Origin of the sequence: Serratia sp. JSRIV006, assembly GCF_019968685.1 — a bacterium.
Lineage (GTDB): Bacteria > Pseudomonadota > Gammaproteobacteria > Enterobacterales > Enterobacteriaceae > Chania > Chania fonticola_B.
The window spans coordinates 2042297-2054056 of the sequence record NZ_CP074137.1 but is presented as its reverse complement, the minus strand read 5'-3'; the positions used below and the strand labels follow the sequence as shown (position 1 = coordinate 2054056).

The 11760-nt window shown below is 52.2% G+C and carries 11 protein-coding genes; 7 read left to right on the top strand and 4 right to left on the bottom strand.

The genetic code is table 11. The features are described from left to right. Positions 1-172 precede the first annotated feature (172 nt). Positions 173-598, bottom strand: coding sequence for a universal stress protein (locus KGP16_RS09500; protein WP_021804986.1), 426 nt, complete (start codon positions 596-598; stop codon positions 173-175). 448 nt (positions 599-1046) lie between these two features. Between KGP16_RS09500 and lpxA the strand changes: the two genes are divergently transcribed. After that, positions 1047-1838, top strand: a complete 792-nt coding sequence (gene lpxA, locus KGP16_RS09495; protein ID WP_223501241.1) for an acyl-ACP--UDP-N-acetylglucosamine O-acyltransferase — start codon at positions 1047-1049, stop codon at positions 1836-1838. A gap of 67 nt (positions 1839-1905) precedes the next feature. Here lpxA and eco read toward each other — a convergent pair whose 3' ends face one another. Continuing rightward, positions 1906-2418, bottom strand: a complete 513-nt coding sequence (gene eco, locus KGP16_RS09490; protein WP_209555163.1) for a serine protease inhibitor ecotin — start codon at positions 2416-2418, stop codon at positions 1906-1908. 160 nt (positions 2419-2578) lie between these two features. On the opposite strand from eco, the gene KGP16_RS09485 reads away from it, so the two are divergent. Further along, positions 2579-3337: a phosphatase PAP2 family protein gene (locus tag KGP16_RS09485; protein ID WP_223501240.1), complete on the top strand. Its 759-nt coding sequence runs from the start codon at positions 2579-2581 to the stop codon at positions 3335-3337. A 6-nt stretch (positions 3338-3343) separates the two neighbouring features. Then, a complete protein-coding gene (gene ybjG, locus KGP16_RS09480) occupies positions 3344-3949 on the top strand; it encodes an undecaprenyl-diphosphate phosphatase (protein ID WP_021804990.1) in 606 nt (201 codons plus the stop codon). A gap of 32 nt (positions 3950-3981) precedes the next feature. Here ybjG and KGP16_RS09475 read toward each other — a convergent pair whose 3' ends face one another. After that, the gene (locus KGP16_RS09475) at positions 3982-4800 is read right to left on the bottom strand and encodes a hypothetical protein (RefSeq protein ID WP_223501239.1); all 819 of its coding nucleotides are present in this window, start codon (positions 4798-4800) and stop codon (positions 3982-3984) included. 227 nt (positions 4801-5027) lie between these two features. Between KGP16_RS09475 and deoC the strand changes: the two genes are divergently transcribed. The 4 genes from deoC to KGP16_RS09455 all read left to right on the top strand — a co-directional run bounded on the left by deoC (position 5028) and on the right by KGP16_RS09455 (position 10406). After that, entirely contained in the window at positions 5028-5708 is a 681-nt protein-coding gene (gene deoC, locus KGP16_RS09470; RefSeq protein WP_021804992.1) for a deoxyribose-phosphate aldolase, read from the top strand. A gap of 177 nt (positions 5709-5885) precedes the next feature. After that, positions 5886-6650 carry a DNA-binding transcriptional repressor DeoR gene (deoR, locus tag KGP16_RS09465; protein ID WP_179248908.1) on the top strand — a complete coding sequence of 255 codons (765 nt, stop codon included), beginning with the start codon at positions 5886-5888 and terminating at the stop codon, positions 6648-6650. A gap of 956 nt (positions 6651-7606) precedes the next feature. Further along, a complete protein-coding gene (locus KGP16_RS09460; protein ID WP_021179954.1) occupies positions 7607-8905 on the top strand; it encodes an HAAAP family serine/threonine permease in 1299 nt (432 codons plus the stop codon). Positions 8906-9038: 133 nt separating this feature from the next. After that, positions 9039-10406, top strand: coding sequence for an L-serine ammonia-lyase (locus KGP16_RS09455; protein ID WP_094982883.1), 1368 nt, complete (start codon positions 9039-9041; stop codon positions 10404-10406). A gap of 42 nt (positions 10407-10448) precedes the next feature. Here KGP16_RS09455 and KGP16_RS09450 read toward each other — a convergent pair whose 3' ends face one another. Then, the gene (locus KGP16_RS09450) at positions 10449-11654 is read right to left on the bottom strand and encodes a serine hydrolase (protein ID WP_037375034.1); all 1206 of its coding nucleotides are present in this window, start codon (positions 11652-11654) and stop codon (positions 10449-10451) included. Positions 11655-11760: the final 106 nt, after the last annotated feature.

Sequence of the window (11760 nt, the reverse complement as noted above, 5' to 3'; positions counted from 1 at the left end):
ATCACCAGAAAAGCTAAAAAACACAATAAGATATGCTTGAACTTGGGTGTGGCAATAGCGTGCTGGCGAGAAGCAATGATTCGGCCTCTATATCCATGGGCGAATCACTGCTCTGACCTAATTATTGTGATGCCTTTCACTCTCAACGCCATTCAGATCCAACGTTTCCCCATCAATGTTTTTCGAGCGGTACTACGAGCATATCAACCGCAATATGGTTGATCGTGCGGCGCGTACTGGATACCAAACGGCTCCACATATCGTGGTGGTGACCAAAAATCACCAAATCAATCCCCTTCTCACGGATGGCACTATTCAGCGCTTCACTGAGTTCACCACGGCCAATGATCACTTCACTGATGGGATACTCCGCCTGCTGCTGGATAGCGTTAAGCATATTCTTAACTCGTTCGGAGAAGGTCTTATCGGCATAGTTGAATTCGCCACTACCAAACTCGCTGTAGTGGTTAGCTTGCTCATCGATATAAATCAACGACAGCTTGGCCTGCAGTGTGTCAGCCAATTCAGACCCCTTTCGCACTAACAGCTCGGCATCGTCACTCAGATCGGTTGCAATAACGATATGTTGATAAGTCATTTGTCGGCTCTCCTAATTACCTAATACCCAGCCTGATAACCTACCTATTAATTCTAGTCTAGCCTGAGAGTGGTTGCTTATCCTCTTGTCATTTTACTGCTGGAACAATCCATCTCGGCACCAGGCACTACTGCAAAATCTGTAGGCAGCGCCCCAACGTTGTGAGCCCACTGCAGTCTCGGTTAACCGATTCACCTCTATCTCCTCTGCCCCATCTTCCATTACAAAAAAGTTCAGAAAATAAAGAAAACATAAGATGGTGTGATATACCCGGGAACTCCTTATACTCGGCCCTGTCGATAAGAAAAATCACCTGACCTCCAACGACCACCCCTTTCCCCTCCCATTCGACGCTTACTCTCAGATTAATCCAAATTTAGGCTTAATCATTTACCCATGATTGGCCCTGAGTGCCGGAAACGCCACGCACCATCATCAGGATAACGCAATGTCAATTTCTCCCTCTGCCCGGGTCGCAAGCAATAGCTTGATTGAACCGGGGGCGATTATCGGTGCGCGCGTCAGCATTGGCCCTTTCTGCATCATTGCAGCCGGCGTCGAGATTGGTGATGACACGGTAATAGCCTCTCATGTAAGCATTAACGGCCTCACCCGGATTGGCTGCAATAACGTTATCGGGCAGTTTTCCATCATCGGCGAAGTGAATCAGGATTTGAAATATGCTGGTGAAGCTACGGACGTGGTGATCGGCGACAGAAACAGGATCGGCAAGAATGCGACCATTCATCGCGGCACCACTCAAGGCTATCGGCGGACAACCATCGGTAATGACAACCTGTTCTTAAACAACGTCCATATTGGCCATGATTGTATTGTCGGCAATACTACGGTTATCGGTGATAACTCGGGGCTGGCCGGGCATGTTGAGCTGGATGATTTTGTGCAGATCGGCAATATGTGCGCGATACATCAGTTTTGTCTGCTGGGTGCCCATGCGCATATCGCCCATCAGTCCGGCGTGGTGCAGGATGTTCCACCTTTTGTCAGTGCCAGTGGCAACCACGCGGCCCCCGTCGGTGTAAACGATTCAGCGGCAGCTTTCCAATCACTTAGCGAGCAGCAACAGCAGGTGATCCAAACCCTGTATAACATGCTTTATCACAATGCGTTGGCGATCAATGAGGTGAAACAGGAAGTGCAGCGCTTGAGCGAAACCTATCCGCTACTGCAATGGTTTACTTCTTTCTTCTCACGCTCGGCGCGCGGTATTATCCGCTAGGCGCTGCCATTGAATATTCAGATGGGCGCCGCATGCGGCGCCCCTACGTAGCGGAGTCTACAGTCGTTTATTTCGTTACCGCACGGCCAGTATTTTCGCTGGCAGACCAGATGCGATAGCGCACCTCGACGTCCTTCGGCACGTAAACCACGATCGGCAAGCGGCTGTTATAGCGCTGCATCGCGGCATCCCCCAGATGAGCGGCAACGAACTCCTGACGCTTGCTATTATCCGGGCAAGCCATCATGGTAGAGGCCGGAGCCGAGAGCTTCGGCAGTACAAAATAGTCGTAACCCCAGCCGGCCAGCGTTTTACTCTCCAGATTGCCGCCCATCATGTGGCGGTTGCAATCCACTTCCAGCGTTTGGCCAATCAGCAGCTCAACCTTAAAGTTTTCTTCATTCTCCTGCTTGGGTAAATAAATGACCTGCCGGCTCATGCCCGGCTCCGCTTTCGGGAACGGTGCTACTTTTTCCAACGGCTGCATATTGAGATCGTCAGTACTTGCGGTGGTTGCAGCAACGGCGCTGACAGACGCGGCCATCAGCAGGCTGGTCACTACCATAGAAAGCTTGTTCATTTTTTATCCTTACAATTCATAACCTAAATACCTAATTACGCTAGCATACTTTACGCCGTTAAATTATAGGTCAATTCTGGATATCGTCCCCAAGCCGCTCGCCATCCATTAAGGTTTTCTTAAGACGGGATGATTACAGTAGCCTGATCCATTACCGCCTATGAGCCTTCGTGTGAACCCATCAAACGCCAAACAATCGTCATTAAATCAATCCTCAACGGCTAGCAAAATTCAGACTGACGCCCTTTACTCCTTGCCCGCATCCTTTTACCGTTGGCAAGCCTTTGGGCTGGTGGTGGCTGCGCTGTTGTTTATCTGGTTGTCACGCAATGAAAAGCTGGATTGGGTAGTCAGTAATTATTGGTATGACGCCGCCAGCCAGCGTTTTCCGTGGCAGAACAACTACTGGCTGGATCTGATCAACCATCGGTTGTTAAAGATTTCGGTGATCGCCGGAGCGGTACTGGCGCTGCTTTGGGGAATTTATCGCCGTAACGCGCGGCTGATCGTCGCCATGCTGTTGATCGGGATTGGGCCGTTAGTGGTGGGGATCCTGAAGGCCACCAGCGCACACTCATGCCCTTGGGATCTGCTGGAGTACGGTGGCAAAGCAATGTCATTTCCACTGTTTGGCACCACGCCAGCGTTTCCGGGGCCTGGCCGTTGCTTCCCCGGTGGCCACGCTTCCAGCGGCTTCGCCGTGATGGCGCTTTTCTTTCTGTTTTATCCGCAACGCCCGCGCCTGGCTTACTGGTGCTGGCTGGGCGGCATCACGCTTGGCATGCTGATGGGCTTTGGCCAGATCATGCGGGGCGCACATTTTCTTTCCCATAACCTGTGGGCCGGGTGGTGGGTTTGGTTCAGCCAGTTGGCTGTTTATTGGTGTATCAGCGGCTATTTTCGCCGTAAGACGAGGTAATACTTAATGGAGCAGTTGAACTATCTTCTTTTCGCCTGGATCGATGCCACCCCGGCCAGCCCGGAATGGTTAATCGATCTTGCCACCTTCATCGCACGGGATCTGATCGCCATTATCCCCCTGCTGATTGTCGGCCTGTGGTTCTGGGGGGCACATAGCCAACTGGCAGCACAGCGAGAAGTGGTAGCCAAAACGACCATTGCGCTATTATTTGCCATGAGCGCTTCGGCAGCTATCGGCGCGCTGTTACCCCATGAGCGCCCGTTTGTCACCGGTATCGGCTATACCTTCCTGGCGCATGCACCAGACAGTTCTTTCCCTAGCAATCATGGCACTGCCATCTTCACCTTCGCCCTGGCCTTCCTGTGCTGGCATCGTGTCTGGTCAGGTATTTTGCTGATGGTCGCGGCCGTCGCCATTGCCTGGTCCCGCGTATTCCTTGGTGTGCACTGGCCACTGGATATGGTGGGCGGTTTCCTGCTGGGCTGTGTGGGTTGTCTGTTTGCCCAATTGGTGTGGAATCTGTTTGGAGATGCCATCGCCCAACGTCTAACGCGCCTATACCATTTCCTGTTTGCCTTCCCAATCCGTAAAGGATGGGTGAAGGAGTAATATCTGCCCGCAGGGGGCAAGCCCCCTGCCAGCTAGAGTATGCCTGTCGTCACGCGGAACTCCCGCATCTCCCCTGCTTTTAACATCACCGCCATCGGTGTTGCTGTACTCTCTGGGCTGCAACTGGCTGGCTGAACAAATGCTGTCACTCGCGAGTTGGCTCGTGGCCGCCGTAAGACGGCATAGCTGAATTGGCCGGTGGCAAAACGGGTTACATACCTTCTGCCGCACGGCGCCAGCATAAAGAACTCGGCCTGATCAACATATAGCGAGAGATCGTCAGAACAAATGACCTGCTGCGGATTATTACGGATATTGAGCGCACAGCCCGGCAGATTTTGGCGGAAAACGGCACCTTCCTCACAGGCATAGTTCATATGGCACATATAACTTAATGGCTGAGCCTGCTCGGCCAGGTTGTCGATCACCATTTCAATACTGAACTGTGTGCTGTTGGCGGCTAGCTGAACGGCCGGTTGGATGCGGCAAGGGCCATCGGCAGTGCGGGCTCGTACAGCGATCGCTTCCTCTTCGACTTCCAGCCAGACATCAATCACCGGACCATGATTAGCAGGCAATCCTTGGTGAGAGGCAAAACAGCCACGGGCATCATTACGTCGAGGCTGCAGCTGGCTGGCTTTTGCTTTGAGAGACTGGCCATCAAACACCGCATCCCAAATCATCAAATCCTGGTAGGGCAACAACGTTAAGGTACCCCGCTGATTTTGCAGCACCAACGCGGCGATATCACCAGGAAACATAAACGCGGTCACCGTAAAACCAGCGCCGCGATACACTTCATTCGGCTCTATGCCGAACAATCCAGGGCTCAGATTAATGATCGTCTTCATCTTCTTTCCTCAGGGGCAGCCGTTGCACAGTGAACGGATTTGTCAATATACAGTCTATGTTATTTAAATAACATTTTCCAGCAAACACTGTGTTAGACGTTGCTGTAAAACTCCAGCTCTCCCTAAAAATTACTGTTAATACAGCTTGAAACATCAATGTTAGAAATGTTAGGATTATAACATCACTAACACCACAGAACGTTTTTACCCCCATAGAGGAAATGACCATGACTACTGAACAGATTGATTACGCTCGCTATATCGACCATACCCTGCTGGCTATGGACACCACGGACAGCCAGATCAACCAACTGTGCGAAGAAGCGCGTCAGCATAATTTCTATGCCGTTTGCGTTAACTCGGGTTATGTCCCGTTGGCCGCTCACCTGTTGCAGGATAGCAACGTTAAAGTATGCTCGGTTATCGGCTTCCCTCTGGGGGCTGGTTTGACCGTCTCCAAGGCTTTCGAAGCCAAAGCTGCCATTGCCGCTGGCGCCCAGGAAATCGACATGGTGATCAACGTCGGTTGGCTGAAAAGCGGCCTGAATGACGAAGTGAAGGCCGATATCGCCGCGGTGCGTGAAGTTTGCGCGGCTATCCCGTTGAAGGTAATATTGGAAACCTGTCTGCTCAGCGATGAACAAATCGTTGTAGTTTGTGAAATGTGTCGTGAACTGGATGTCGCTTTCGTTAAAACCTCTACCGGTTTCAGCACAGGCGGCGCTCGTGAAGACCACGTCAAACTGATGCGTGCTACCGTAGGCAGCGAGATGGGTGTCAAAGCCTCTGGCGCAGTGCGCGATCGCGCTACCGCAGGGAAAATGATTGCCGCCGGTGCAACACGTATCGGCACCAGCTCGGGCGTTGCGATCGTTTCTGGCGATGCGGCTGACACCGGTAGCTACTGATTTTCGCTAGCTCTATCTAGGTATAGCGACATCTAATGCGGGGTTGTGCCCTCAGTGCGAACTGGGTCTGCACGACTCCGCATTATTGTGTTGGAGCGAACGAAAGAAACTTTTGGCTCCTTTATCCCTTTCGGCCACACTTGAGAAACTTGGGGTATAAACCTGTAGGAAAAACTGATGGAAACCCGGCGCGACGAACGTATCAACCGGCTAGTTCAGGCTCTAAAGCGTTCTGACAAGATCCACTTAAAAGAAGCAGCCGCACTGCTCGGCGTCTCGGAAATGACCATCCGGCGCGATCTCAGTGCCGAACCTGCTGCAGTGGTCTTGCTTGGGGGTTATGTCGTAGCCGATCCGCGTATCAACGGGGTCACCCATTATTTTGTCTCCGACCAGAAAGCCAAACAGGTGGCGGAAAAGCGCCGTATTGGCATGCTGGCGGCACCGCTGGTCAACGAAAACGACACGGTTTTCTTTGACTGTGGCACCACCACCCCGGCCATTATCGACGCCATTGCCGATGAACTCCCCTTTACCGCCATTTGCCACTCACTCAACACCTTTCTGGCGCTGCAGGACAAGCCCAACTGCAAGGTGATCCTGTGCGGCGGTGAATTCAAACCGAGCAACTACATTTTCACCGCTGTTGGCCAACATAATGAGTTGGACCACATCTGCCCTAACGTGGCCTTTATTTCAGCGGCAGGCATCACTTTGCAGCACGGCGCAACCTGCTTCAACCTTGATGAACTGGCGATGAAACACAAAGCGTTGGACAAGGCGCAGCAAAAGATCCTGGTCGCCGACCACAGCAAATTTGCCCAAACCAAGCCTGCCTGCATCGGGCCGCTGGCATTGTTCGATAAGGTGATCACCGATCGCCAGCCTGACCCCGAGTTCATCGAGTTTTTCGACCAACACGCGGTCACTTTGCGTTTCTGATCTTGGCCTCACTGCCGATTTTATGCCGTGTCCCTGGTGCTACTTGAGGGACGCGGTTGCAAATTCTTCGTTAAACTCAGGCTTTTTTTTAAGCAATTAAACTTAAAATATTCCTATTGGCCGATAATTACAGGTTAATGGATTGCAACAACTTGCTCGCGTTATTATTCTGCGCAGAACATTATTGCAGTAATTTGCATCAAATCTCCCCCGGATAAAATGGCTCCTTACCTCCACTAGCCTCATTATGCTGACTTTTGTTTAAAAATTATCAGCTATTTTTAATCAAATTATCAGGATTTATCCTTATTCATATGATGATTAAGATCGTCTTATTACGGTCATCCGTTTCTAGCCACAGAAACAATCAAAATCATTAAATAAGTTTAAAAACAATAAGATAAGTTTTCCCCTCACAATAACCAAACGTGATCTAAATCACTAAAATAGCTTAATCCGGCATTTTCGCTAGATCCAAACCAGCACATAAAATATATTGCTCGCCCTGCCACACAAGACAGGTTTTTATCCGGTTAAACATCATACAAACCGGATAAAGGTTGTGGGATTAGTGAGAGCGGTTGCAGCATGATGTTTTGCACAAACGCGTAACATTTGCATGAAAATTTACAATAACAGCCTTTAACCGCACACATCACGCATTTGGGAGCAAGATCACGGTTGTTTCTGCTGTAAATCGTTATCTTGCCGCCAACAAAATCGGTGGGCAGTTGCTCCTCCGACAGAAACATCGGCGTTGACCCCGTTAACAGCAGAAACCATTTGGACAGGTTAGCAACATCATTAGCCTGGTAAACAATTCAGAGGCGTAATTCAACCTCTAGTTGTAACAACTGATTTTACCACTGGCGGGATAGCAACTTATTTCACCAGCGGATTTTAAACTTAAGTTTTTCTTTTTATTTTAAATTATCGTGTTCACCTCGGAGATATTTATGGACACTACACAGACCGGCACTATCGCCTCTGCAGCCTCAGGTTCCAGCACGGCCTGGCGTAAATCAGATACCATGTGGATGTTGGGCCTCTACGGCACTGCCATCGGCGCTGGCGTCTTGTTCTTGCCAATCAACGCCGGTATCGGTGGTTTGATCCCGCTGATCATCATGGCCATCATCGCCTTCCCGATGACCTTCTTCGCCCACCGTGGCCTGTGCCGTTTCGTTTTGTCCGGCAAAAACCCAGGTGAAGACATCACCGAAGTGGTAGAAGAACACTTTGGTATCAGCGCAGGTAAACTGATCACCCTGCTCTACTTCTTCGCCATTTACCCAATCCTGCTGGTTTATAGCGTTGCGATCACCAACACCGTGGACAGCTTCATCACCCACCAGTTGGGTATGGCCTCGCCACCACGCGCCATCCTGTCGCTGATCCTGATCGTTGGCCTGATGGGCATCGTGCGTTTCGGTGAGCAGGCGATCGTGAAGACCATGAGTATCCTGGTATTCCCGTTTGTTGGGGTGCTGATGCTGCTGGCGCTTTATCTGATCCCTAACTGGAGCAGTGCCATCTTCGAAAACGTCTCACTGGCCGGTTCTGGCGGCAGCCTGGGCCACGGCCTGGTGATCACCCTGTGGCTGGCAATCCCGGTTATGGTGTTCTCGTTCAACCACTCACCGATCATCTCCGCCTTTGCTGTAGCAAAACGCGAAGAGTACGGCGTGGACGCTGAGAAGAAATGTTCCCGCATCCTGGGCTACGCACACATCATGATGGTGCTGACCGTGATGTTCTTTGTTTTCAGCTGCGTGCTGAGCCTGTCCCCGGCGGATCTGGCCGAAGCCAAAGCGCAAAACATCTCCATCCTGTCTTACCTGGCTAACCACTTTAACAACCCGGTTATCGAGTACATCGCACCAGTCATCGCCTTTATCGCCATCACCAAATCCTTCCTGGGCCACTACCTCGGCGCTCGTGAAGGCTTTAACGGCATGATTGCCAAATCGATGAGAAGCCGTGGCAAGACCATTACCACCCACAAGCTGAACCGCATCACTGCCATCTTCATGCTGGTGACCACCTGGATCGTTGCCACGCTGAACCCAAGCATTCTGGGCATGATCGAGAACCTGGGTGGCCCAATCATCGCGATGCTGCTGTTCCTGATGCCGATGTATGCGATCCGTAAAGTGCCTGCCATGCGCAAGTACAGCGGCCACATCAGCAACGTATTTGTGGTCGTGATGGGCCTGATTGCCATCTCTGCCATCCTGTACACACTGTTCGGTTAATAGCGCTCAGCCGGTGCCTTATGGCACCGGCTATCTCGAATCTCCCCTCCTACCCCGCCGCGAACTCAAGCATGACCCATATGCCCCCTAAACGGCAGGCTGAGGGAATTAACTTCAAGAAGGAAGCGAGACTATGGTCAGCGTTTTCGATATTTTCAAAATTGGCATCGGCCCTTCCAGTTCCCACACCGTCGGCCCGATGAAAGCCGGTAAACAGTTTATTGATGATTTGCAGGCTGCCGGGCAACTCCACGATACAACGCGGGTGGCGGTTGACGTCTACGGCTCACTGTCACTGACGGGTAAAGGGCACCATACCGACATCGCGATTATTATGGGCCTGGCGGGTAATCTGCCCCATGATGTGGACATCGACAGCATCGCCGGCTTTATTCGTGATGTAGAACAGCGTGGCCGCCTGTTGTTGGCAAAGGGTGAGCACGAGGTCGATTTTCCACAGCTTGGTGGCATGAACTTCCATAGCACTAACCTGCCGCTGCACGAAAACGGCATGTCGATCAGCGCCTATGCTGGCGATCGGTTACTGCACAGCAAAACCTATTACTCCATCGGCGGCGGATTTATCGTTGATGAAGAAAACTTCGGTCAATCGGCCAACAATAGCGTCGCAGTCCCCTACCCTTATCGCTCCGCAGTGGATTTGCAGCAGCACTGCAAAGATACCGGGCTTTCGCTTTCCGGGTTGGTGATGCAGAACGAACTGGCATTGCGCAGCAAAGAAGAGATCGAAGCGCATTTTGCCGACGTCTGGCAGGTGATGCGTGCAGGTATCGAACGCGGTATGAATACCGAAGGGTTGCTCCCTGGCCCAATGAAGGTACAACGCCGTGCTGCCGCCCTGCGCCGCATTCTGGTCACCGGTGACAAGAACAATATCGACCCGATGAACGTAGTGGATTGGATCAATATGTTCGCGTTTGCGGTTAACGAAGAGAACGCTGCGGGTGGCCGGGTGGTGACGGCGCCCACCAACGGTGCCTGCGGTATCATTCCAGCGGTGCTGGCATATTACGACCAGTTTATCCGCCCGGTGAACACCAACTCCTACAGCCGTTACTTCCTGACTGCCGGTGTGATAGGCACATTGTACAAGATGAATGCTTCAATCTCCGGTGCCGAAGTGGGCTGCCAAGGGGAAGTCGGCGTGGCCTGCTCAATGGCGGCAGCGGGTCTGGCGGAGCTGATGGGCGGCAGCCCGGCGCAGGTTTGTATCGCCGCAGAGATTGCCATGGAGCACCATCTGGGGCTGACCTGTGATCCACTGGCAGGACAGGTTCAGGTGCCTTGTATCGAACGTAACGCGATTTCTGCCGTAAAGGCAGTCAATGCCGCACGTATGGCACTGCGTCGCACCAGCGAGCCGCGTGTGTGCCTGGATAAGGTGATCGAGACCATGTACGAAACCGGCAAGGACATGAACTCCAAATACCGCGAGACATCTCAGGGCGGGTTGGCCATCAAGGTTGTAGCGTGTAATTGATCTGGCAGAAGGGGCCACTGTTGGCCCCTTATCAAACAAAGATTAGCCGAAAATACCGCCAAACCACTGGGTCAGCTTCATCATCACAAAGTCCCACATGCGGCTAAAGAAGTTCCCTTCCTTCACTTCCTGCATCACCACCAGCGGGTGCTGATCGATAGTTTTGCCATCCAGTTGGAAATCGATGGTGCCTACCACCTGATTTTTCGCCAGCGGCGCTTCCAGCGTCGGTTGGTTAAGCTTGTAGCTGGCCTTCAGGTTTTTCATCTGCCCTTTGGGAATAGTGACGGCGGCATCCTTCGCCACGCCCAACGGCACCTCGCCCACGTCGCCAAACCACACTTTCTGCGTTACAAAGGCTTTATCGGCCTTGATCGGCGTTGCGGTTTCATAGAAACGGAAGCCCCAGGTCAGCAACTTCTCGCTTTCGCTAAAGCGCACACGGTCACTCGGAGCCCCTAGCACCACCGAAATCAGGCGCATTGGGCCATCGGTGGCCGAGGCGACCAGGTTATGCCCGGCCCCGCCGGTGTAACCGGTTTTGATACCATCCACGTTCAGGTTGGTGCTCCACAGCAGGCGGTTACGGTTTATCTGGCGGATCTTGTTGAAGGTGAACTCTTTTTCTTTATGCAACGCGTACTCATCGGGCACGTCGCGGATCAGCGCCTGGCTCAGCAACGCCATATCACGTGCGGTGCTGTACTGCCCTTCGGCATCCAGACCATGCACGGTCAGGAAGTGGGTATTTTGCAGGCCGAGGGACTTGCCGTAATTGTTCATCAAGCCAACGAACGAATCCTGGCTACCCGCTACGAAATCCGCCAAGGCGATGCTGGCGTCGTTACCTGACTGGATGACGATGCCTTTATTGAGTTCCGATACCGGCACCTGATCGCCGGGTTTGATAAACATCAAAGAAGAACCCCGCAGCACCGGGTTGCCGGTTGCCCAGGCATCTTTGCCCACGGTGACCAGATCGTCCGGTTTGATTTTACCGGCCTTCATCGCCTGGCCAATCACATAGCTGGACATGATTTTAGTCAGGCTCGCGGGATCCAGGCGTGTATCCGCATTGCCTTCTGCCAGGATCTTGCCGCTGTTGTAATCCATCAATACATAGGCTTTCGCATCGACCTGCGGTGCGGCCGGAGCCTCTGCTGCCTGTACGGTAGGCACAACCAACAACATGACACCTACGCTGAGGGCCAATTTACCAAGAGGAGTAGAACGGTTATTTTTCATCATGACGTCGCCAGAGTGTCCATTCAAACCATTGAAATAGCGTTAACTTTCAAACATGTTCACGTTTTCAGCCAACCAGCGAGAGTGGCACCAGGCCGCGCTGCCAACC